Raw genomic sequence first — 22213 nt, 5'->3', positions numbered from 1 at the left:
CCATCCATCCTGGGTGAATGAATAGATTCAGTCAATGAGGAACACCCCACGGGCGGCGGCCGACGTCTCGAACGCCTCCAGGCGTGCCTGCGCCCCCGGCAGTTCGTCGCACATCGCCTCGAGCAGCACCCGGCCGAGCATCATCGGCGCGCACGCCGTGTCGAACACCAGGTGCGTGCCCACCGCGGCGATGAGCAGAACGTGCGACAGGCCGGCGAGGGACGGCACCCGCCGGTCCGCGACCGTGACGACGGTCAGTCCGGCCATGTGGGCGGCCCGGAGGGCGTCCACCAGTTCGGCCGGGTAGCGGGGCAGGGCGAAGCACAGCAGGGCCGTCGCCCCGGCCGCCGCCGCCTGCTCGATACGGTCGGCCAGGAGCGACCCCGCCTCGTGCAGGGGCCGTACGTCGGGGTGAACCTTCGCCGCGAAGTAGGCGAACCCGGCGGCCTGGGCCGCGGCGGCCCGCAGGCCCAGCACCGGCAGCGGCCGCGAGGCGGCGAGCAGGCGGGCGGCCTCGGCGACGGGCCCGGGGTCGTCCAGCGACCGGGCGAGGGCGCGCAGGTTCTCGATCTCCGCCAGCACGGCCCGCCGGTATTCGCCGCCCGGTCCCGTCGCCCGTTCCAGGCCAGGATCGGGATCCTCAGGCGCGGTGTCTTCGGGCGGGGTGTCTTCCGGCGGGGTGTCTTCCGGCGGGGTGTCTTCGGGCCCGGTGTCTACAGGCATGGGGCGCACGGGCGCGCCGGGTCGCGACGACGGGCGACGCGAGTCCTCCGGCGTGGCACGAAGCGTCTCCGCGGGCCCCTGCCCTCTGCCCCCGTCCTGCCCGGCCGTGTCGCCGTCGGAAAGCCGGCGGGCGGTCGTGGGCGCGGAAGCGCGGGCATCCGGTCCGGTGCCCTCCCCGTTCCGGCCGGGCCGTACGCCGAGCTCACGGAACCTGCGCCGGAGGCCGGGGTATCCGCTGTAGCCCAGCGCCATCGCGAAGCGGGTCACCGACGGCTGGCTGACCCCGGCCAGCTCGGCCACTTCGATGCTCGACAGGAACGGCGCGTCGGCGGCGTGCTGCGCGAGACAGTGGGCGATCCTGCGCTGCACGGGTGTCAGGCGGTGCCCCTCGAACAGCCGCAGCAGGCGGGACGCGGCGTCGCCGTCACGGTCGCCCCGATCGCCGAGGGCGTCACGGCCGCCGAAGTCGGCGGAGTCGTCGCGGTGGGCGGCCGGGCCGTCATCCGCGTTGTGGCCGGTGTTCATCATCCCCCACCTCGCCGGCCCGCGCCGGGCCGATCGCTTCTGCATGCTTTCATTCACCACGCAGTCTCCAGGGAGGGTTGTCCACAGACAAGGCGCCGTCGGCGCGACCGGCGCGGAGATTGCCTAGTCTGATCGGCAGAACTCAGCAAGGAGATTGCCGTTGAAGACCGGTGGTTTGAGAAGTAGTGACCTGGGCCGTCGTGTGGGGCTCGTCGCGGGAGCGGCCGCCCTGGCGGCGGCGGTGTGGGCGGTGCGGAACGTCCCCGCCGCGCTGGGGGCGCGGCCGTCGGGCGAGCGGGCGCTGCGGGTGCGGCGCTCCAGACAGTTCCGCGACGGCGCGTTCCGCAACACCACGCCCAGTCCCGTCCTCCCTCCGGGGACCAGGCAGCAGGTCGCCCGCGAGTTCCTCCGCCGGACGCAGCGCAAGCCCCGCCTGCCCGTTCCCCTGATGGCTCCCGGCTCGTTCCGGGGCGGCGACCTCGACGCCGTCTGGTACGGCCACTCTTCGGCGCTGATCGAGATCGAGGGGCGGCGGGTGCTGCTCGATCCCGTGTGGAGCGAGCGTTGCTCCCCGGCGTCGTTCACCGGGCCGCGCCGTCTGCACCCTCCGCCGGTGCCGCTGTACGAGCTGCCCGAACTCGACGCGATCGTCATCTCGCACGACCACTACGACCACCTCGACATGGACACGGTGCGCCTGCTGGCCCGCACGCAGTCCGCGCCGTTCCTGGTGCCGCTCGGGGTCGGCGCCCATCTCGAACGGTGGCGGGTGCCCGCGTCCCGGATCATCGAGCTGGACTGGAACGAGGAGGCCACGGTGTCCGGCCTCCGGTTCGCGGCGACCCCCGGCCGTCACTTCTCCGGCCGCGGGTTCCGCAGGGACCAGACCCTCTGGGCCTCGTGGGTCGTCGCGGGTGAGCGCAGGCGGGTCTTCTACAGCGGTGACTCCGGCTACTTCGACGGGTACGCGGCGATCGGCGAGGCACACGGGCCGTTCGACCTGTCGGTGATCCAGATCGGCGCCTACAGCAAGGGCTGGCCGGACATCCACATGACGCCGGAGGAGGCGATCCTCGCCCACCTCGACCTGCGCGCCCGGGTGCTGCTGCCGGTGCACTGGGGCACGTTCGCGCTCGCCCCGCACGCCTGGAACGACCCGATCGACCAGCTGTGGCGGGAGGCCAAGGCACGCGACGTGCGCCTCGTGGTGCCGCGACCGGGCGAACGCGTCACGGTCGACGACCCGCCGCCGGTGGACGGCTGGTGGCAGACGATTTTGTGAGAAGCCGGTTCCGCGCCGGCCGGTCAGTTCATCCGGGCCGTGTCGGAGGGCATGGCCGCCGGATGACGCAACGCGTCGGCGCGGGTCGGATACACGATGAGCCGCGAGATGAGGCCGAGCAGCGAGAACAGGTGACGCATCTGCGGGCTCATCCCGCAGACGGCGCCGTCACCGTCCTTCGGCGGGGTGCGGACGCAGGCGTCGATGAGCACCCTCATGCCGGCGCTGTCGATGAACCTCAGCTTCTCCACGTCGAACAGGATCCGTGTCGCGGGACAGGCCAGGAGGGGAGCCACCCGCTCACGCAGCTTGGGGACCGTGATCACATCGAGTTCGCCGCTGAGCGTGACGAGGGTGAAGGGAGGCGACTGCGCCACCGACACCTGGAAGTCGTGCAAGGGTCCCACCTCCGCTGGTGAGACGACCCTATCCGGACCGCTTCCGGCCTCGCCCATATTACGCGTGACGGGTGATTAATCCCATATAACCGACGAAAACTCTGTTCAGGTTTCACTTCCGCCGCCCGGGTAGTCGCGGTCCATGGGCATACGAGCAACGGCGGTCGTCTGCCTCGCGCTGGTCGCCCCCGCGCTGATCGTCACAGGGTGCGCCTCAGCGGAGGACACCTCGGTCGCCGGGACGGCGGAGCGGTTCCTGTCCGCGGCCGGGGAAGGCCGGGGAGGGGAGGCGTGTCTGCTCCTGGCACCCAGGGCCGCGCGGTCACTGGACGACTGCGAGAAACAGATCGTGTCGGCCGGACTGCGGGCGGGCGCGGTACGCGGTGTCGACGTCTGGGGCGACGAGGCACGCGTACGGGTGGACGGCGACACACTCTTCCTGCACCGGTTCCCCGACGGCTGGCGGGTGCGGGCCGCGGGCTGCGAGCCCCGCCCGGAGCAGCCGTACGAATGCGAGGTGGACACGTGAACGGTGCGCGCACGCTCTACGCGGTGCTGCTGGTCACGATCGCACTGGTCCTCGCGTACGTGATCGTCGTCGGCCTGGCGGGGAGGTGACGCCGATGAAGCGTCTGGTCAGGGAGAACGCGCTCGCGCTGTGCTTTCTGCTGCTGTTCCTGATCACCCTGGCCGGGCAGTCGGTCGCGGGCGCGGCGGCCTTCAACGAGGAACAGGTGGCCGACGGCGGCTCCCCCGTCACCTGGACCCAATACGTCACCTCGTCGAGCTTCGCCGTCGACGTGGCCGAGAACTGGCAGTCGGAGTATCTGCAGTTCTTCCTCTACATCCTCATCACCGTCTGGCTGATCCAGCGCGGCTCGCCGGAGTCGAAGAAGAGGGGCGAGGAGGGCCTGGAGTCCGATGCCGAGCAGAAGGTCGGCCCGTACGCCGGCCCCGGCTCCCCCGCCTGGGCGGCGGCGCCCGGCTGGCGGCGGACGGTCTTCAGTCATTCCCTGGGCATGGTGATGGGCCTGCTCTTCCTGCTGTCCTGGCTGGCCCAGTCGGTCGCCGGTCTCGCGGCCTACAACAACGAGCAGCTCGCCCGGCTGGAGGACCCCGTCGGCTGGGCCGGCTACGTGACCTCCCCCGACTTCTGGAACCGCACGCTGCAGAACTGGCAGTCGGAGTTCCTGGCGGTCGCCTCCATGGTCCTGCTGGCGATCTTCCTGCGCGAGCGGGGCTCACCGCAGTCGAAGAAGGTCGGCGATCCGCACTCCGAGACGGCGTCCACCGGCTGAGGGACCCCACGCCACCGGATGACAATCCCGGTCAAAGCCTCCGAATGTCCACGTTTGTCGCATTCCACGGTTTGGGTACGCCCAGCGCCAATCGTGGGGAGGAGCACCGAGATGACGTTCAATCCGCTGCAGGAGCGGGGAATCCCGCTGGATCGGCAGGTGCGCAACTGGCGCGAGCTGAATGTCACGCCGATCGATCCGGACCGCGCCGATCCCTACACCCGGTGCCGGATCATCACGATGAACGGCATCGAGATCGAAGCGATCATGTTCAGCCATCATTTCGCCAGGCGCTGCCCCGACCTGGAGGTGCGGCAGCGCCTGGCGGAGGTGCGCTACATCGAGGCCCAGCAGCAGAAGGCGGTCAACTGGCTGCTGCCGGGTCTGGCCTCGGTGCTGGAGACGACCCTCGCCTACGAGCAGGTGGCGGTGGACCTGACCGCCTGGGTGGCCCGGATGGAGCCCGATCCCTATCTCAAACAGGCCTACCAGTTCGGCGTGCTGGAGGACTTCGACCACTTGTACCGGTACGCCAACCTGTACGAGATGATCGAGCACCGCAAGGCCGAGAAGATCGTCGACCGGCTGACCGAGGTGATGCCGGGCCGGCCGACGAAGATGCACCACCGCCACCCGATCGACAACGTCCGCGAGCACTACGACCGGGAGAAGGCGAAGCCGATCTCGAAGCTGCACGCGTTGACGATCATGTCCGCGGAGCAGCAGACGATGAACTTCTACATGAACGTGGGCCCGATGTACATGGAGCCCATCGCGCGGCAGCTCTACCAGGAGATCGGGCTCATCGAGGAAGAGCACGTCACGCACTACGAGTCGTTGCTCGACCCAGGTGAGACGTGGTGGGAGCAGTGGCTCAACCACGAGTACAACGAGTGCTACCTGTACCACTCGTTCATGGAGACCGAGTCCGACCCGAGGATCAAGGCGATCTGGGAGCTGCATCTGAACATGGAGCTGGAGCACCTGCGGATCGCCGCGGACCTGTTCCGCCAGCACGACGGGCGCGATCCGGAGCAGCTGGTGGCCCGGGAGCTGCCGAAGCCGGTGACGTTCGAGCCGAACAAGGAGTACCTGCGCGAGCTGATCGCCACGCAGATCGACTACACGACGCTGGGCACCGGGTACGTCCAGGAGGCCCACGAGCGCTTCCAGCGCTGGCAGGAGCAGCTGATGGGCGGGGAGGAGCCGCCCAGCGAGCGCGTCATCGACGAGAACCGCGCCAGGTCGGGCGACGAGTACCGCATGGAGACCGAGGGCGCCCACCCCCTCTACAGCCTGCGCACCCGCTGAGGACGGGTCCCGGCCCGGGCCCGCACCCACGCGTACGGACCCGAGCCGGGGATCACGCTCCTACCTGCGCAGCGCCTGGCGGATCAGGTCGCGCGCCCGATCCATGATCGCCGCGGGCGGGCCCAGCAGCAGGTTCTTCGTCATCGACTCCACCCCCGGGTGCGGACGGGTCGGCGCCATCGCCTCGGCGGCCCGGACGCCGAGCGCCATCGCCCGCCGCTCCGCCGCCGTCGTCTCGGCTCGGAGCCTGGTGAACTCGTAGCGCTCCTCGGCCCGCGCGTGCGTGAGCACGGCCATCCGCAGCTTGTTCAGCTCGGGCATGAAGCCGGGGTGCTCCGGGCCCATCACGTCCAGCCTGCGGAGCATCTCCTTGGCCTCGTGCTCCTCCTTGAGCCGGTCGGCCACCACACCCGCTCCCCCGTCCACCCGCAGCCGGGTGTAGGGGTGGACGATCTCCTCCTCCGCCGTCTCGTGGACGGCCAGCATGCGCACCAGCCGCCGGAACGGCTCGTGGCGCCTGCCCGGCGCGGCCTGCTCCACCTCGTCGAACATGTCCCTGATCAGCGAGTGCTGGTGGACGAGCAGGTCGACGACGTCGCCTTCCTTCATCAGTTCGGGCACCGGGTGCTGCACGTCGGTCATGTCCCTCTCCCCTCGGATACGGCGCCCGGCCTCCCCGCGGGAGGCCGGGCGCCGGACGAAACGGGACCACGGTCGAGCCTGACCGCACATGGCGGACACCCGGCTATCTACCCCTGCCGTGGGGTGATCAGCAGCCGATCGGGCTCGACCCCAGCGCCACGTCGTCGTACCAGACGGTGTCCGAGTCACCGCCGTAGCTCTCCCAGCCCAGGCGGAACGTCGTGGGCCGCGGCGCGGTGGAGCGGCGCAGCCACTGGGCGTCCACGTCGGTGGTCGGCGTTCCGTCCACCCGCAGGCCGACGATCTCCTGGTCGTCCAGGTACGTACGCATGGCCTGCTGCGTGGTGTCGATCTGGAAGCGCAGGCAGACCCAGCGGTTGACGGGCAGCGGGGCGCTCAGCGCGACGCCGGAGGGGCTCTGCTCGGGCAGCGTGGCGTCGTCGGACTCCCGGTTCCACTGCAGCGCGCCGTTCTGGCCGCCGATCCGCAGGTCCTTGCCGCCGTCCCTGGAGTCCGCCATTGTGATCATCGCGACGTGGCCCGCCGGGAGCGCGGTCGTGTGGCGCACCCACATGCGCCCGTACACCACGGGCGAGACACCGGAGACGTTCTTGGTGGTCGCGGCGAAGATGTGGTTGCAGTAGTTGCCGCCGCCGTTGATCCGCAGCGACCTGCCGCCGCTGTGCGCGGTGGCGGTGTCGATCGTGGCGGTGCCGGTGCCCGAGCAGTTCGGGGTGGTCACCTGCCACTCACCCGACGGCGTGCCCGACTGGTCCTCGAAGCCGGAGCAGACGACCAGACCCGTCCCCGAGCAGCCGGACGGCGTGGGCGTCACCGAGGGCGAGGGCGACGGGTCGATGGACGGGGAGGGCGTCACCGAAGGTGAGGGCGACGGCGAGTGGTCCACCGTCGGTGACGGCGTGGGCGAGGGGGACGGCGACGGCGAGTGGTCCACCGTGGGCGACGGGGTCGGCGACGGCGAGGGAGAGGAGGTGCCGCCGCACGGCACGCCGTTCAGCGACCAGTCGGACGGCGTCGTGAGGCTGCCCGACCAGGTGCCCTGGAATCCGAAATCGGCGGCGCCGCCGGTGGCCAGCGAGCCGTTCCAGGCGACGTTGGTCGCGGTCACGGTCGTGCCCGACTGGCTGACCTGAGCGTTCCAGGCGTTGGTGATCTGCTGGCCGGTGCCCGCCGTCCAGCGCAGCGTCCATCCGCTGACCGCCGAGCCGAGGTTGGTGAGCCGCACCGACGCGGTGAAGCCGCCCGGCCACTGGTTGGTCGTGTAGTCCACCTTGCAGACGGGAGCCGCGGAGGCGGCGCCGGGCACCAGCACGACCACGAGGCCGGCGACCAGGGCGGCCAGGGCCGCGACCAGGCGCGCCGCCGGAGAGCCCGGCAGGCCGCGGGCGGCGGGGCGAAGCCCTCGGACGGGACGGAACTGCTTCATGCGTACCTCGATTTCTGCGCATCTGCTCGTTCGGCACGCCACCCGGCTCGCGCGCCCCGCCCCCTCCAGAAAACGAGCACGGACAGGCGAGGTCAGGCGCTCCCGCTCGGGGCCGCGGCCACTGGGACAGATGGGTCGCGACGCTGCGGCCCCCGGACGCAGATGTTTTCTCCGGGTCGCGGAACCGGTCAACGGACGCCGCCGCTCCCGGGCCGGACCCGCCCGCGCGGCGACGGCACCCGCGCAGCTCAGGGGCACGGCGGCGGCCGGAGACCGCCGGGCGCGGAGCACGGGGCGAACTGAATCTTTCACCCTGGGCACCCGCGCGCGCTCGCACGCGGAACGCGCCACGCCCGCCGCCCGCCGCCTGTTGTGCCCTGGCCGGTGCCCCGGGCGTCCGACTCTCGTAGTCTTCGCACTGACACGCGCGAACGCAAAGGACAACCCCCAATGGCAGATGCAGGGTCCTGGGTCGTCGTCGGGCTCGACAACGGCGGCACAAGCAACAACGCGACCGTTCTCGACGCCTCAGGGCGGTTCCTCGTGGACCGGATGGTCGAGACGCCCAGCCTCGTACGGGAGGGTCCCGAGGTCGCGGTCGAGCAGCTTCTGCTCGCCCTCGACAACGTGCTGGAGCTGACCGGCACGCCGCGCTCCACCGTACGGGCGGTGGGCCTGGACACCCCGGGCCCGGCCAGCGCCGACGGCGTGATCTCTTCGAAGGGCGCGACCAACTTCGTCGATCCCGGCTGGTTCGGCTTCGACTTCCGCGGGGCCCTGGAGTCCCGGCTTGGGCTGCCGGTCGTCTACAACAACGACGGCAACGCCGCCGCCCTCTACTCCCACCACGTACGCTTCGGGCCGGACGCCTGGCAGCACTCGTCGGTCTCGGCCATCGTCGGCACCGGCCTCGGCGGCGGGGTCATCCAGTCGGGACACGTGGTGAAGGGCGCCGCCGGGATGGCCGGCGAGCTCGGGCATGTCCACATCCCCCTGCAGGGCCTGCTGGAGGAGGGCCAGCCGCTGCCCGAGTGCAACTGCGGCTTCGTCGGGGACGCCGAGAGCGTCGCCTCGCTGACCGGCATCGAGAAGAACCTGCTGCCCTACTGGCTGACCCGCTTCCCCGGACACGAGCTCCACGGGGTCGAGCCCGTCGGGAAGGCCGCCAAGCTGCTGCGCGGCTACGCCGAGAACGGCGACCCGCTCGCGCTCAAGGTCTTCGAGCAGCAGGCCATGGCCATCGGCAGGCTGTTCACCATCGCGGCCAACTTCACCGACCCGGACGCGTACTTCCTCGGCGGAGGGGTGGTCGAGGCGGCCCCGCACTTCCGCGAGTGGTTCCTCGAGAAGGTCCGCGAGCACACCCTGCTGCGCGAGGAGCAGCGGCGGGTGGCCGCGGTGACTCTGGTAGAGGACCTCGACATGGCCGGCGCCCGGGGCGCGGCGCTCGCCGCTCTCGCCGAGATCGTCGGCCGCTGACACCTGTTCGCGATCGGGCCCGGCCGCGGCGGATGATCTGGACGGATCACACACCCGGCCTGGGTCCGGTGAACGGAACGTCCAGAACGGGTTGCGAATCTCGTTCGGTCCGGCACGATGCGGACTCGTGAACGACACAGACCTGCTCAACGGCCGCCGCTTCGTCATGATCAGCTCCACGGCCAGCGAGGTGGACGCCGACGCGCCCACCGAGTTCGCCTACGAGGAGTCGGGCGGCGTCATCTGGGGGCACTACACGGGCGACACCGTCGTCCACGGCCGGTTCGTCGGCACGCGGGACGCCGACCGCATCGAGCTGTCCTACGTCCACCTGCTGAAGACCGGCGAGCGCGCGAGCGGCCGCAGCACCAGCCGCATCGAGACGGCCGATGACGGCCGGCTGCGCCTAGTGGAGGAGTTCCAGTTCGAGGGCGACGACGCCACCCACGTCAGCGTCTGCGCCGAAGTGGTCTAGCTAGGTCGCGTCGCGCAGCGCGGCGCGGCCCTCGGCCGCGCCGACGAAACGCATCTTGCCGAGCGGCAGCCCCTGCCCCTGTCCCTGCTCGGGGTCCGGCGAGGGCGAGGGGCCGGGCCGCCGCGGGGCGCCGCGGCCCCGGTCCCGCTCCCGGTCGCTCGGCAGCACGTACGGCCGCCTGAGCACCTCGTCGAGGATGAACACGGTCTCGGTGGCCTTGACGGCCGGGATGTTGGCCAGGCGTTCGGTGACCATCGCGTGCACCTCGGCCACGTCGGCCATCCTGACCTGGATCATGGCGTCGTGCTGACCGGTGGTGATGGCGCAGTACTCCACCTCCGGCATCTGCGCGAGCTGGGCGCGGAACTGCCGCCACATCTGCTGGCGCACGGTCACGAAGATCAGCGCCACGATGCCGAGGCCGGCCCGCTGGTGGTCGATCTCGGCCGTGAAGCGCCTGATCACGCCGTCGGCGCGCAGCGCCTCGAAGCGCGTGTAGGCGTTGGCCCGGGAGATCCCCACCCGCTCGGCGAGGGCGGACACCGAGACCCGCCCGTTGTCCCTGAGCACCTCGAGGATCTTCAGATGGGTGGCGTCCAGCTCCAGGCCGATGCCGATCCGTCCAGTGGCACCGCCCCCGGACCCCGAGTTGCTTGACATTTCGGTCACTGGTTCATCCTCCGTGGGAGATTCGTCTCGGCTTGGCCGCAGGAGCTGGACTTTCTGCCGGACAATCCTGGACGATCGGCGACCAAACGTCCACACGGCCAAGGGTTGGCCAATTTTCGGAGGACCACAATGACGACCCGTTCGTGGCAGGCGAGGGCCGGCCTTCTGCCGGTCGCGCTGACCGGCGCACTCGCCCTCGCGGCCTGCTCCGGCGGCGGCTCGTCCAGCAGCACCCCAAGCGGCGCCGCGGGCAAGACGCTCGTGATAGACACCTCGTTCGACCTCAAGACGGCCGACCCGGGACGGACCTACGAGCCCACCGGTCTCATCGTCGACAAGGCGACCTACGACACGCTTCTCACGTTCGAAGGCTCCGACGTCACCAAGCCGGTGCCCGCGCTCGCCGAGTCGTACGAACTGTCGCCCGACGGCAAGGAGCTCACGCTCAAGCTGAGGCAGGGCGCCAAGTTCGCCGACGGCTCCCCGGTGACCGCCGACGACGTGGTGTTCTCCCTCACCCGCGTGCGCGACATGAAGGGCACCCCGTCGTTCCTGCTCGACGGCGTGGAGATCGCCAAGACCGACGACACGACCATCACGCTGACGTCGAAGACCCCCAACCCGGCGCTTCCGTACATCCTGCCGAACCCGGCTCTCGGCATCCTCAACTCGAAGGTGGCCAAGGAGCACGGCGCGACGAACGACCCGAACGACAAGGCCGAGCAGTACCTGAACTCCGCCTCGGCCGGCTCGGGTCCGTACACGATCGAGTCGTTCAACGTGAGCAGCCAGGTCGTGCTGAAGGCGAACGCGCAGTACTGGGGCGCGAAGAAGCCGTACTACGACAAGGTGGTCATCCGCAACGTCGAGTCGGCCACGCAGAAGCTCAACGTGCAGCGCGGCGACAGCCAGGTGGCGCTGAACCTGTCCGGCGACCAGGTGGCCGGCATCTCCGGCGGCCTGCAGGTCAAGCGGACCGCGTCGGCGTACGTGTTCTTCCTGCTCGCCAACCAGGACTCGGGCGTCAGCAAGGTCACCTCCAACCCCAAGTTCGTCGAGGCCGTGCGCAAGGGCATCGACTACCCGGGCCTGCTGGAGCTGGCCGGCGAGGGCTCGACGCAGGCGTCGGGCATCATCCCGTCGATGTTCCTCGGCGCGCTCCCGGCCGACCAGGCGGCCAAGCGCGACGTCGAGGGCGCCAAGGCGGCGCTCCAGCAGAGCGGCGTGACCGACCCCACGGTCAAGCTGGAGTACCCCAGCGAGCTGACCGTGAACGGCCTGTCCTTCCAGCCGCTGGCCGAGCGCATCCAGGCCAATCTCAAGGAGGTCGGCATCACGGTCGAGCTGACCCCCGCTCCGGTCACCACCGCGCTGGACAACTACCGCAACGGCAAGGAGGAGCTGGGCCTGTGGTACTGGGGCCCCGACTTCCCCGATCCCAGCAACTACCTGTCGTTCGCCCCGGGCAAGCTGGTCGGCCTGCGGGCCGGATGGAAGGCGGGCGCGGACAAGGACGTCGAGGCCGCGGCCGACAAGGCCGGCGCCGCGGTGATCGACGACGACCGCAAGCAGGCGTACACCGACTTCCAGCAGAAGCTCAATGCGACCGGTCCGTTCATGCCGCTGATCCAGCCCGGCCAGAACATCGTGACGGCGGCGTCCGTCACCGGTGTGGAGTACCACCCCGTGTGGACGATCAATGTCGCCGGCCTCGGCGCCAAGTAGCCGCCGTACGGGGAACCGGGCACTGCGCAGCCCGCTCGCCCGGTTCCTGGTCCGGCGGATCGTCACGGCGGTGCTGCTGGCGGTGGGGATCACGCTGGTCACCTTCGTGCTGACCAACCTGGTGCCGGGCGACCCGGTGTCGGCCAACCTCGGCCAGCGGGCTCTCGGCGACCCGGCGATCGTGGCCCAGTGGCGCGCCGATCACGGCCTCGACCGGCCGCTGCCGCAGCAATACCTGATGCACCTCGAAGGACTGCTGCACGGCGACCTCGGGACGAGCCAGCAGAGCCACCGCCCGGTGCTGGACGACCTCGCCGAGTCCGTGCCGGCCACGCTGGAGCTGGCCGGGGCGGCGATCCTCGTCTCGCTGGTCCTCGGCGTCGGATTCGGGGTGGTCGCGGCGCTGCGCCGCGACCGGCTCTCCGACCACGTGCTGCGGGTGCTGAGCCTGGTCGGCATCTCGGTGCCGACGTTCTGGCTCGCGCTGGTGGCGTTCTACGTGTTCTTCTTCCGGTTGCAGGTCACCCCGGGCAGCGGCCGCATCGATCCGGGGATGACCCCGCCGCCGCAGGTCACCGGCCTGTACACGGTCGACGCCCTGCTGTCGGGACGCTGGGACGCGTTCTCCTCTGCCGTCGGCCACCTGGCCGCGCCGGCGCTCGTGCTGGCCCTCTACACGATCGGCCTGCTGACGCGGTTCACCCGCTCGGCCGTGCTTGAGGTGCTCGGGCAGGACTACGTACGCGCCGCCCGCGCCAAGGGCCTGCCCGGCCGGGTGGTGCTGTTCCGTTACGTCCTGCGTCCTGCGCTCGTGCCCGTCATCACCGTCGCCGGCCTGGCGTTCGGCAGCCTGCTGTCCGGCACCGTGCTGGTGGAGGCCGTCTTCGCCTGGCCGGGGGTCGGCCAGTACGCCTACAAGAGCGCCACCACCCTCGACCTGCCCGCCGTCATGGGCGTCGGTCTCGTGGTGGGCGTGGTCTACCTCGTCATCAACCTGGTCGTCGACGTGCTCTACGGCGTCATCGACCCGAGGGTGAGGGTCTCATGAAGCGCGCCGGCCTGTTCGCGCGCACCCGCGTGAGCCGCCTCCCGCAGGCGTGGCGGCGGCCGCTGGCGATCGTCGGCACCGTCGTCGCGCTGGCCTGGATCATGGTCGCGCTGGCCGCGCCGGCGCTCGCGCCGCACGACCCGCTGGCGCAGGAGCTGCCCAGGCTCGCGCCGCCCGGCCCGGGCCACTGGCTCGGCACCGACCAGCTCGGCCGCGACATCCTCAGCCGGATCATGTACGGCGCGCGGGTGTCCATCCCGCTCACGCTGCTGCTCGTGGTGCTGTCGGTGCTGATCGGCGGCCTGCTCGGCGCCTGCGCCGGATACTTCGGCCGGTGGGTGGACGAGACGATCATGCGCCTGGCCGACCTCGTGTTCGCCTTCCCCACCGTCATCCTCGCGATGGTCGTCGCCGCCGCCCTCGGCGCGAGCCTCGGCAACGCGGTGCTCGCCGTGCTCGTCGTCGCCTGGCCGGCGTACGCGCGGGTGACCCGCGGGCTCGTGCTCGGCGTACGGGAGCGGGAGTTCGTGCTGAGCGGGCGGCTGCTGGGCTTTTCCGCCTGGCGCTCGCTGCGGGTGGACGTGCTGCCGAACGTCACCGGGCCCGTCCTGGTGCTGGCCACCCTCGACATCGGCACCGCGCTGCTGCTGCTGTCGGGCCTGTCGTTCCTCGGGCTCGGCGCCAAGCCGCCGTCGCCCGAGTGGGGCGCGATGGTCGCCGCCGGGGTGGATGTCTTCGACAGCTGGTGGGTCGCGACGTTCCCCGGGCTCGCGATCCTGACGGTCGTCCTCGCGTTCAACTTCCTCGGCGACACGCTGCGCGACGCGCTCGACCCGCGTACCGCCCGGGCGATCAAGGAGCGTGCCCTGTGACAGCCGAATCAGGGACGGCGACGTTGACGATCGAGGGGCTGCGGGTGTCGATCGGCGGCCACGACGTCCTGCACGGCGTCGACCTGAGCCTGGAGGCGGGCCGTGTGCACGGCCTCGCCGGCGAGAGCGGCTCGGGCAAGACCATGACCGGCCTCGCCGTGCTCGGCCTGCTCCCCCACGGCTCCCGCGCGTCGGGACGGATCGCCTTCGGCGGCCGGGACCTGCTGGGGATGCCGGCCCGTGAGCTCAACGAGGTGCGCGGCGCGAAGATCGCCATGGTCTTCCAGGACCCGGCGACCAGCCTGCACCCGATGCTGACGGTGGAGCGGCAGCTCACCGAGCACATGCGCCACCACCTGGGCATCGGCAGGAAGGAAGCGCGCGAGCGGGCCGCCGGCCTGCTCGCCAAGGTGCGCATCCCCGGCCCGGAGGAGGCGCTGAAGCGCTATCCGCACCAGTTCTCCGGCGGCATGCGGCAGCGGATCGCCATCGCCGTCGCGCTGGCCTGCGAGCCCGAGGTCCTCATCGCCGACGAGCCGACGACCGCGCTCGACGTGACCGTGCAGGCCGGGATCCTCCGCCTGCTGCGCGGCCTGTGCGACGACCTCGGCCTCGCCGTCCTCCTCGTCACCCACGACCTCGGCGTGATGTCGGCGGTCGCCGACGAAGTGAGCGTGATGAAGGACGGGCTGGTCGTGGAGACCGGCCCGCGCGGCCAGGTGCTGCGCGAGCCGCGCCACCCCTACACCCGTTCGCTGCTCGACGCCCTGCCCGTGCCTCCTGGGGAGAACTCGCCATGACCGTGCCTCTTACTGGGCCCCTGTTGTCCGTGGAGGACCTGGTCGTGGAGCATCGCACGCCGGGCCGCCCGGTCGTGAAGGCCGTGGCCGGGGCCAGCCTGCACGTCGCCGCCGGCGAGGTCGTCGGCCTGGTCGGCGAGTCGGGATGCGGCAAGTCCACCCTGGCCCGGGCGGTGTGCGGGCTGCACGGCGCGGCCTCGGGACGGATCCTCGTCGGCGGGCACCCGGTGACGCCCCTCGGGCTGCGCCGCAGGGACCCGGCGCTGACCGGCGTGCAGATGGTGTTCCAGGATCCGTACTCCTCGCTGAACCCGCGCCGCCGCGTCGGCGCGCAGATCGCCGACGGGCTGCGTACGGCGGGCGACACCGCGACCGAGCCCGACGACCTGCTCGAACGGGTCGGGCTTTCGCGCGCGTTCGCCGGCCGATACCCGCACGAGTTCTCCGGAGGACAGCGGCAGCGCGTCGCGATCGCGCGGGCGCTCGCCGCCCGGCCCTCGCTGCTGATCGGGGACGAGCCGATCTCCGCCCTGGACGCCTCCGCCCAGGCGCAGGTGGCCCGGCTGATGCGCGACCTCGCCGTGGAGTCCGGCGCGGGTCTGCTGTTCATCAGCCACGACCTGTCCGTCGTACGGCTGATCGCCGACCGGATCGCGGTCATGTACCTCGGCAAGGTCGTGGAGACAGGGCCGACCGCGGAGGTGTGGGCCGACCCGAAGCACCCGTACACGCGGGCGCTGCTCGCCGCGATCCCCTCCCCCGACGGCGCCGGGGTGCTGCCCGCCGAGCTGCCCGGGGACGTGCCCGACCCCGCCGATCCCCCGGCGGGCTGCCGGTTCCATCCCCGCTGCCCGTTCGTCATGGACGTGTGCCGGGAGCGGGAGCCGGACTTCGGGCCGGCGGCCTGCTGGCTGCACGCGCCGGAGCCGTCCTCCACGTCATGATCGACCCGCTCATGCTGGAGGACGTACGCGCCGGGATGGCCGGGGCGGGCATCGACGCCCTCGTGCTGCGGCCCTCCCCGGACTTCCGGTATCTGCGGGCGGCCCCGCCGTCGGCCGCGGGCGGCGAGGAGAGCTACCTCGTGGTGGCGCTCGACGGGCCGCCCGCTCCGGCCGACGACCCCGCGCAGGCGGCGGCCCTCGTGCCGCCGACGGCCCGCCGCGTGGCGGTGGACCCGCAGATGCACGCCGCCGAGCTGTTCGCGCTGCGCCTGGACGCGGAACTCGTGCTGGCCTCGGCCGTGCTCGCGCCGCTCCGCCTGCGCAAGCGGACCGACGAGGTGGCCGCGATGCGGCACGCCGCCGCGGCGGCCGACGCCGTGCTGCTCGCCGCGCGCGAACTGGCGTGGTTCGGCGCGACCGAGCAGGCGATGGCCCGCAGGCTGCGGGCGATGCTCGCCGAGACGGGCTGCGAAGGGGCGCCCTCCGTGCTCGTCGCCGCGGGCGAGCACTCCGCCGACGCGCGTCACCGGCCGTGCGAGCGGGTGATCAACCCCGGCGACGCGCTGCTCGTCTCGGTCGGCGGACGCTGGAACGGCTACTGCGCCGAGGTCGCCCGGGTCTTCGCGGTCGCCGAGCCGCCGGAGGACTTCGACGCCATGTACTCGGTCGTCCTCGCCGCCCAGCGGGCCGCCGTCGACCGCGTACGGCCCGGAGTGGCCTGCGCCGAGGCCGCGACGATCGCCGGCGAGGTCATCGACGGCAGCGGCTACGGCGACTACGCCGCCGCCCGGGCCGGCCGGGGCATCGGGCTGAGCCCGGCGGAGGGGCCCTGGCTGGCGGCCGGGGAGAGGTTCGAGGCCGGGATGACCGTCTGCCTGGAGCCCGCCATCTACCTGCCCGACCTCTTCGGCGCCCGGGTGGCCGACGTGGTCGTGTGCGGTGAGGAGGGACCGGAGCTGCTCAGCACCGGCTCCCGCGCGCTGCACGTCCTCGACCGGTAGACCGTCGAGCCGCTTCACTACACAGGCGGCTCCGGGTCGTACTGCATGTGCCGGCGCACCTCGCGGGCCCGCTCGACCCCCGCGAGCCGTGCCACCAGGTGGAGCGCCATGTCGATGCCCGCCGACACCCCGGACGAGGTGACGATGTCGCCGTCGTCGACGAAGCGCTCCTCGCGGCGGACGTCGATGGTCGGGTCCAGCTCGGCGAGCAGGTCGAGGGCGCCCCAGTGCGTGGTCGCGGGGCGGCCCGCCAGCAGCCCGGCCGCGGCGAAGACGAGCGATCCGGTGCAGACGCTGGTCATCAGGGGCACGCGTTCGCACTGGTCCCGCACCCATGCGAGGTGGTCCGGGTCCGTGAGCTGGGGACGGGTCCCGGCCCCGCCCGGGTGCACGAGGACGTCGAGGTGGCCGACGTCGGCCGCCGACCTGTCGGCGTGCAGGGTGAGCCCTTTGGATGCCCGTACGGCTCCCGCCCGAGGCGCGAACGCGACGACCTCCGCCTCGTCCGGACGCAGTTTGGCCCACACGCCGAAGACCTCCCACGGACCCACCGCGTCCAGTTCCTCCACCCGGTCGAACAGCAAGATCCCTATCCGTGTCATGCCCGCCATCCTCGCGCAGGGGGGTTCGGAGACGAAAGCACCGGCAAAAATGGGCAAATAGTCGCTATCAGCACCAGCAACCACAGGAGGCTCGATAGAGGATAGAAAGGTCATTTTCCCGAAGCTCTCGCGGGTCGGCAGAGATCCGCGTCGGGGGACACGTCATCGGGGAGGATCCATGACCACGACCGAGGCGACGCCGGGCACGACCACGGCAGGCACGACTGCCGGCACGGCCACGACCGGCACGACGACCGCCCGGGGCCGGACGACCCGTGCCCGGACGACGACCAAGCCGCCCACACCCACGCCCACTCCGCCCACCGGCCCGGGCATGGAGATGAAGGAGGAGCACCGGCCTCAGCTGGACCTGAACCTGCCGTTCCTGCGACTCCAGCTGCGGGCGCCCGAAATGCACCTGCCGCACGTGGAAATGCCGCACATCAGCGGCCGTGACGTCGGGCACGCCATGGACGTCGCCCGGACGTTCCTTCCGCCGCCCGAGCGCATCATGTACTACGGCGGTCTCGGTGCGCTGGCCGCGCTCGGCATCCTCGAATGGCCGGTGGCGGCGGCGATCGGCGCGGGCACCTTGATCGCCCAGCGCGCCAGGGCCCGCGAGCAGCGCTGGTCCCCGCTGGGCGGCCCGCAGCGGGAGACCCGCGGGACGGCGGCGCCCACTCCGGGGACGGCCGCCACCGGAGCCGGAACCATGCAGGAGCCGGCGGCGCCGACGACGGGTCGGGCGGCCGGGAGGAGAACCACCACGGCCAAGGGCGAGGCGAAGACCCCCGCCACCACCACCCGGCGCACCAGGGCCGGCGCCAAGTAACGCAGGGCGCCTCGCGCGGGTCCGCGAACCGGCGGCACCGCGCGACCGGCGCGCGTCCGGAGGCAGCCGGCGGAGGACCGGCAGGGGGCGATGCGAGGCCGCGGCACGCCCGGCCACGCAGGGACCAATCATGATCGGGGACATGGCAGGGGACGCATGATCAGGACGTGTATCCGCAACGGTCACCGACCGTTCACCGAACGGTAACCTTAACTACGCCGTTTTGGGAGGTTGATGCGTCACTCTTCCCTAGAAGCCGATTTGTCCTATCGAGGTGTGAAGTGTCTGAGTTCCTCGCCGCCGTACTCTCCCGGGCGGCCCTCATGGTCCTGGAGGCGCTGCTCGTGCGTCTCATCCAGGCTCTTGTGACGTCGACTTTCCGCGTCTCACTGCCGCACGCGACCTGACCGGCGGACGTCTTTCGTCATCGCGGGCCGGCGTCGCCCGCCCGAATCACGGGTCCGGAGACGACCGTCGCCCGTCATCACGTGAGCCACAGCCAGTGAAAGCACAGTTGAACGCCCGGTGAACGCGGAAGCCGGCTCCCTAGGGAGCCGGCCGCTCTCCACACCATCAAGGGGACGGGAGCGCCGGGCACATCGTGCCCGGCTCGGCGGCCCCTCGTCTCCCGGCGACGGCCACCGACCCGTTCGCACGGGCCCTGTACGGCCTGTCGCCTCCCGCGAAATCGTCGTCGCGCGGGTCAGTCCTTGAAGGCGTCCTTCACCTTGCCGGCGGCGTCCTTGACCTTCTCACCGGCCTGCTTCATGTGGCTCTTGGACTGGTCGGCCCGGCCCTCGGCCTCCAGGCTCTCGTCGTCGGTGACCCTGCCGAGCCCTTCCTTGGCCTTGCCGGCGACCTCTTCCGACTTGTTGCGGAACTTGTCCTCCGTGCTCATCCGGGCTCTCCTCTCGGTTCCAGAAGCTGACGAACTCCCTCTTTCCGCTGGTGAAGGGGCTAAACGCCGCCCGGCGTGTCGCCGCTCACACCCCGCAAACACAATCCCACCAAAACGGGAAAAGGTGACGAATCGGGCGTACGCTAGGAATAAGGACTACAGCACACACCTCTGAAGGGTGGTGTGACGTATGACACACGGTGCCGACATCGGGACGCATCCCGACATCATGCAGATGCGCGCTCGCTACGAGGCCGCCGCGGCGAATCCCGCCGCGCAGCTCGCCGACGGTCTCACGCTCTTGAGCGGCCTGTATCTAGCGCTCTCGCCGTGGATCGTCGGATTCAGCGGCACGCGAACTCCGCTTGCCGTGAACAACCTGATCACGGGCCTCGCCGTGGCGCTCCTGGCGATGGGGTACAGTTCGGCGTTCGGGCGCACCTACGGAATCTCCTGGGTCGCCCCGCTGCTCGGTATCTGGACCATCATCGCCCCCTGGGTGATCCGCGGAGGCATGGCGACCACCTCGACGATCATCAGCAACGTGGTCGTCGGCGCGCTCATCCTGCTCTTCGGCCTGGCGACCATGCGGTTCGGCATGATGGAGCGCGGGCAGCCCGGCGGCTTCCGCACGACGGGACCAGCACACATGGGCCCGGCCCACTGACCGGCCCCCTGCCGACGGCGGGCGGCGCCCCGCACCGGTCACGCGGCGCGCAGGCGCGGCACCGCCGTCCGACGCGGCCGCTCCCGCGATGCCGGCCCGATGGTGGGTCGACCCGGCCTGCCGGCGCAGCGAGTACGACGCCTTTCAGAGGCTTTGGCGGCGTGGCGCGGTCAGAGGTCGGGGCTGGAGGTCATCAGTCGCGAGGACGGCGAGGGGTGGCCGGCTGCGCCGTCGATGCCATGGCCGGTCATGTCACCGGCTCCCGTTACTCTCGTCTCGTCGGAGACGAGAGGACGGTGGCGGCGTGACGACAACGGCCCCCGTCGCGAGTCCGGTGGACTTCGCGGCCTACGGCGACTACACGATCAAGGCGGCCACCCGGCCGGACGGGTCGTTCGAGCGGCCCCTGTACCGCTTCCGCGACCGAGTGACGGCCGACGGGAGCGGCGGATATCCCGCCGAGCCCGGCCGGTACCACCTGTACGTGTCGTTGGCCTGCCCGTGGGCCCACCGCTCGGTCATCGTGCGGGCGCTCCTCGGCCTGGAGGACGTCGTGTCGATGTCCGTCGTCGATCCCGTCCGCGACGGGCGCGGGTGGGCGTTCCGCGAGGGCCCCGGCCACGGTCCCGACGACCTCAACGGCTTCACCCTGCTGCGGGAGGCGTACGAGGCGACCGAGCCCGGCTACGACGGCCACGTGTCGGTGCCCGTGCTGTGGGACCGGCGCACCCGCCGGATCGTCAGCAACAACTTCCCCGACATCAGCCTCGACCTCGGCCAGGCGTTCGCACGGTGGGCCAGGCCGGGAATGGACCTCTACCCGGAGGACCTGCGGCGCGACATCGACGCGCTCAACGAGCGCGTGTACGCCGACGTCAACAACGGCGTGTACAAGTGCGGCTTCGCCGAGAGCCAGGAGGCGTACGACGCGGCCGTGACGACGTTGTTCGCGGCGCTCGACGAGCTCGAGGAGCGCCTGGCCGGCCGCCGCTACCTGTTCGGCGACCGGCTCACCGAGGCCGATGTGCGCCTGTGGGTCACGCTGGCCCGGTTCGACACGGTGTACGTGACCCACTTCAAGGCGAACCTCCGCCGCCTGGCCGACTACCCCAACCTCTGGCGCTACGCCCGCGACCTGTACGCGAACCCCGCCTTCGGCGGCACGACGAACTTCGACCACATCAAGCGGCACTACTACGGCACCCACCCGAAGATCAACCCGCTGCGCATCGTGCCCGCGGGGCCGGTCATCGACTGGAGCCTCTAGCTCACGCCGAGGGCAGCGACTCGCACAGCCGGTCCAGATCCTCCTCGGTGTTGTAGTAGTGCACCGAGGACCGCACGAGCGAGGGCAGCGCGCGGGCCTCGAAGTCCCACCGGGCGGAGGACGCGGCGGACACCGAGACGTTGACCTTCGCGGCCGACAGCCGGGCGGCCACGTCCCGGCTGTCGTGCCCGTCCACGGTGAACGTCACGATGCCGCACCGTCGCGCGCCCCGGTCGTGCACGGTCACTCCGGGGAGCGCGGCCAGCCGCCCGCGCAGCGCCTCGGCGAGGCCGGTCACCCGCTCCTCGATGGCGTCGAGCCCGAGGCTCAGCGCGTAGTCGGCGGCCACGCCGAGACCGATCTTGCCGGCCACGTAGCCCTCCCAGTTCTCGAACCGCCGGGCGTCGCCGCGCACCTCATAGGAGTCGGCGGAGGTCCAGGTGGCGGCGTGCAGGTCGAGGAACGGCGGCTCCAGGCGGTCGAGGATGTGCCGCGAGCAGTACAGGAACCCGGTGCCGCGCGGCCCGCGCAGGAACTTGCGGCCGGTCGCGGACAGCAGGTCGCAACCGATCTCGCGGACGTCGACCCGCAACTGCCCGACCGACTGACAGGCGTCCAGCAGGAACGTCACCCCGGCCTCCCGCGCCACGGCGCCGATCTCGGCCGCCGGGTTGACCAGTCCGCCCTGGGTCGGCACGTGGGTGACGGCGATCAGCTTGACCCGCTCGTCGATCATGTCCCGCAGCGCCTCGACGGACAGGGCACCGGTCTCGTCGTCGGGCACCACCTCGACCCGCACGTCGTGCCGCCTGGCGATCTGCAGGAAGGCGATCGCGTTGCTGGCGTACTCGGCGCGCGAGGTGAGGATGCGGTCGCCCGGCTTCCACCGCAGAGAGTAGAAGGCCATGTCCCAGGCGCGGGTGGCGTTCTCCACGAGGGCGATCTCGTCGCGGTCCGCGCCGACGAGATCGGCCAGCGCGTCGTAGGTCCGCTCGGACAGATCGAGCGTGGCGGCGGCCGCCTCGTAGCCGCCGACGCGCTCTTCCAGACGCAGGTGGTCGACCACGGCCTCGGTCACCTGACGGGGCGGCAAGGACGAACCGGCGTTGTTGAGGTGGACGACGTGCTCACACCCCGGCGTATCCGCCCGTACCTGTTCGACGTCGATGGTCACGTGAGGCCTCCCAAAGATCCCGAAAGCCCCATTCTGCCCGATATGCGGCCCACTTCTCCGCGTGCACGTACGCCTCGACGGCCAGGGCCGGTCTTCGCCATGACGGCGCCGCGGGTGGCCGACCTGGGTTTCGT

General features: G+C 71.3%; 24 protein-coding genes. 16 read left to right on the top strand and 8 right to left on the bottom strand.

The window, feature by feature from the left end:
- Nucleotides 1–27 precede the first annotated feature (27 nt).
- Nucleotides 28–1293 carry a MurR/RpiR family transcriptional regulator gene (locus tag IL992_RS46595; RefSeq protein ID WP_226873904.1) on the bottom strand — a complete coding sequence of 422 codons (1266 nt, stop codon included), beginning with the start codon at nucleotides 1291–1293 and terminating at the stop codon, nucleotides 28–30.
- Nucleotides 1294–1408: 115 nt separating this feature from the next.
- On the opposite strand from IL992_RS46595, the gene IL992_RS27710 reads away from it, so the two are divergent.
- Nucleotides 1409–2530 (top strand): MBL fold metallo-hydrolase, encoded by a 1122-nt coding sequence (locus IL992_RS27710; protein WP_226873903.1) that lies wholly within the window; start codon nucleotides 1409–1411, stop codon nucleotides 2528–2530.
- A gap of 23 nt (nucleotides 2531–2553) precedes the next feature.
- On the opposite strand, the gene IL992_RS27705 is transcribed toward IL992_RS27710, so the two are convergent.
- Entirely contained in the window at nucleotides 2554–2928 is a 375-nt protein-coding gene (locus tag IL992_RS27705; protein WP_193206317.1) for an STAS domain-containing protein, read from the bottom strand.
- 142 nt (nucleotides 2929–3070) lie between these two features.
- Between IL992_RS27705 and IL992_RS27700 the strand changes: the two genes are divergently transcribed.
- From IL992_RS27700 to IL992_RS27690, 3 genes are all read left to right on the top strand, one after another.
- Nucleotides 3071–3457 (top strand): hypothetical protein, encoded by a 387-nt coding sequence (locus IL992_RS27700; RefSeq protein ID WP_193206316.1) that lies wholly within the window; start codon nucleotides 3071–3073, stop codon nucleotides 3455–3457.
- Between the two features lie 94 nt (nucleotides 3458–3551).
- The gene (locus IL992_RS27695) at nucleotides 3552–4226 is read left to right on the top strand and encodes a DUF6766 family protein (protein ID WP_193206315.1); all 675 of its coding nucleotides are present in this window, start codon (nucleotides 3552–3554) and stop codon (nucleotides 4224–4226) included.
- Nucleotides 4227–4337: 111 nt separating this feature from the next.
- Nucleotides 4338–5537 (top strand): hypothetical protein, encoded by a 1200-nt coding sequence (locus IL992_RS27690; protein WP_193206314.1) that lies wholly within the window; start codon nucleotides 4338–4340, stop codon nucleotides 5535–5537.
- 60 nt (nucleotides 5538–5597) lie between these two features.
- Here the strand turns inward: IL992_RS27690 and IL992_RS27685 are convergent, their stop codons facing one another.
- Both IL992_RS27685 and IL992_RS27680 read right to left on the bottom strand, forming a co-directional pair.
- Nucleotides 5598–6179 carry a hemerythrin domain-containing protein gene (locus IL992_RS27685; RefSeq protein ID WP_193206313.1) on the bottom strand — a complete coding sequence of 194 codons (582 nt, stop codon included), beginning with the start codon at nucleotides 6177–6179 and terminating at the stop codon, nucleotides 5598–5600.
- Between the two features lie 127 nt (nucleotides 6180–6306).
- Entirely contained in the window at nucleotides 6307–7626 is a 1320-nt protein-coding gene (locus IL992_RS27680) for a cellulose-binding domain-containing protein (RefSeq protein WP_193206312.1), read from the bottom strand.
- A gap of 450 nt (nucleotides 7627–8076) precedes the next feature.
- Between IL992_RS27680 and IL992_RS27675 the strand changes: the two genes are divergently transcribed.
- On the top strand, nucleotides 8077–9105 hold the full coding sequence (locus IL992_RS27675; protein ID WP_193206311.1) for an ROK family protein: 1029 nt from the start codon (nucleotides 8077–8079) through the stop codon (nucleotides 9103–9105).
- Nucleotides 9106–9232: 127 nt separating this feature from the next.
- Entirely contained in the window at nucleotides 9233–9580 is a 348-nt protein-coding gene (locus IL992_RS27670) for a hypothetical protein (RefSeq protein WP_319018867.1), read from the top strand.
- On the opposite strand, the gene IL992_RS27665 is transcribed toward IL992_RS27670, so the two are convergent.
- Nucleotides 9581–10240 carry an Lrp/AsnC family transcriptional regulator gene (locus tag IL992_RS27665; RefSeq protein ID WP_226873921.1) on the bottom strand — a complete coding sequence of 220 codons (660 nt, stop codon included), beginning with the start codon at nucleotides 10238–10240 and terminating at the stop codon, nucleotides 9581–9583.
- Nucleotides 10241–10378: 138 nt separating this feature from the next.
- Between IL992_RS27665 and IL992_RS27660 the strand changes: the two genes are divergently transcribed.
- The 6 genes from IL992_RS27660 to IL992_RS27635 are packed head-to-tail and all read left to right on the top strand — an operon-like array spanning nucleotide 10379 to nucleotide 16639.
- Nucleotides 10379–11974: an ABC transporter substrate-binding protein gene (locus IL992_RS27660; RefSeq protein WP_193206309.1), complete on the top strand. Its 1596-nt coding sequence runs from the start codon at nucleotides 10379–10381 to the stop codon at nucleotides 11972–11974.
- A complete protein-coding gene (locus IL992_RS27655) occupies nucleotides 11949–13022 on the top strand; it encodes an ABC transporter permease (RefSeq protein WP_193206308.1) in 1074 nt (357 codons plus the stop codon). The genes IL992_RS27660 and IL992_RS27655 overlap by 26 nt, the downstream gene beginning before the upstream one ends.
- Nucleotides 13019–13894: an ABC transporter permease gene (locus IL992_RS27650; protein WP_193206307.1), complete on the top strand. Its 876-nt coding sequence runs from the start codon at nucleotides 13019–13021 to the stop codon at nucleotides 13892–13894. Before IL992_RS27655 ends, IL992_RS27650 begins: the two co-directional genes overlap by 4 nt.
- Nucleotides 13891–14694: an ABC transporter ATP-binding protein gene (locus IL992_RS27645; protein WP_193206306.1), complete on the top strand. Its 804-nt coding sequence runs from the start codon at nucleotides 13891–13893 to the stop codon at nucleotides 14692–14694. Before IL992_RS27650 ends, IL992_RS27645 begins: the two co-directional genes overlap by 4 nt.
- Nucleotides 14691–15638 (top strand): ABC transporter ATP-binding protein, encoded by a 948-nt coding sequence (locus tag IL992_RS27640; protein ID WP_193206305.1) that lies wholly within the window; start codon nucleotides 14691–14693, stop codon nucleotides 15636–15638. The genes IL992_RS27645 and IL992_RS27640 overlap by 4 nt, the downstream gene beginning before the upstream one ends.
- Nucleotides 15635–16639, top strand: a complete 1005-nt coding sequence (locus IL992_RS27635) for a M24 family metallopeptidase (RefSeq protein ID WP_226873902.1) — start codon at nucleotides 15635–15637, stop codon at nucleotides 16637–16639. Before IL992_RS27640 ends, IL992_RS27635 begins: the two co-directional genes overlap by 4 nt.
- Before the next feature lie 17 nt (nucleotides 16640–16656).
- Here the strand turns inward: IL992_RS27635 and IL992_RS27630 are convergent, their stop codons facing one another.
- Entirely contained in the window at nucleotides 16657–17241 is a 585-nt protein-coding gene (locus tag IL992_RS27630; protein ID WP_193206304.1) for a DJ-1/PfpI family protein, read from the bottom strand.
- 178 nt (nucleotides 17242–17419) lie between these two features.
- Here IL992_RS27630 and IL992_RS27625 point away from each other — a divergent pair, with 178 nt between their 5' ends.
- Together IL992_RS27625 and IL992_RS47835 are read left to right on the top strand one after the other, a co-directional pair.
- The gene (locus IL992_RS27625) at nucleotides 17420–18073 is read left to right on the top strand and encodes a hypothetical protein (protein WP_193206303.1); all 654 of its coding nucleotides are present in this window, start codon (nucleotides 17420–17422) and stop codon (nucleotides 18071–18073) included.
- Nucleotides 18074–18354: 281 nt separating this feature from the next.
- Nucleotides 18355–18480, top strand: a complete 126-nt coding sequence (locus IL992_RS47835) for a hypothetical protein (RefSeq protein WP_264295104.1) — start codon at nucleotides 18355–18357, stop codon at nucleotides 18478–18480.
- A gap of 296 nt (nucleotides 18481–18776) precedes the next feature.
- On the opposite strand, the gene IL992_RS27620 is transcribed toward IL992_RS47835, so the two are convergent.
- The gene (locus tag IL992_RS27620) at nucleotides 18777–18971 is read right to left on the bottom strand and encodes a CsbD family protein (RefSeq protein WP_142560504.1); all 195 of its coding nucleotides are present in this window, start codon (nucleotides 18969–18971) and stop codon (nucleotides 18777–18779) included.
- A 190-nt stretch (nucleotides 18972–19161) separates the two neighbouring features.
- On the opposite strand from IL992_RS27620, the gene IL992_RS27615 reads away from it, so the two are divergent.
- Entirely contained in the window at nucleotides 19162–19638 is a 477-nt protein-coding gene (locus IL992_RS27615; protein ID WP_183532790.1) for an SPW repeat protein, read from the top strand.
- Between the two features lie 304 nt (nucleotides 19639–19942).
- A complete protein-coding gene (locus IL992_RS27610; protein ID WP_193206302.1) occupies nucleotides 19943–20905 on the top strand; it encodes a glutathione S-transferase family protein in 963 nt (320 codons plus the stop codon).
- Nucleotide 20906: 1 nt separating this feature from the next.
- On the opposite strand, the gene IL992_RS27605 is transcribed toward IL992_RS27610, so the two are convergent.
- Complete coding sequence (locus tag IL992_RS27605; protein WP_319018866.1) at nucleotides 20907–22079, bottom strand: aminotransferase class V-fold PLP-dependent enzyme; 1173 nt, start codon at nucleotides 22077–22079, stop codon at nucleotides 20907–20909.
- Between the last annotated feature and the right edge of the window lie 134 nt (nucleotides 22080–22213).

Source organism: Microbispora sitophila, from assembly GCF_014892245.1.
Classification (GTDB): Bacteria; Actinomycetota; Actinomycetes; order Streptosporangiales; family Streptosporangiaceae; genus Microbispora; species Microbispora siamensis.
The sequence above is the reverse complement of the archived record's forward strand: the minus strand, read 5'-3'. Positions and strand labels throughout refer to the sequence as shown.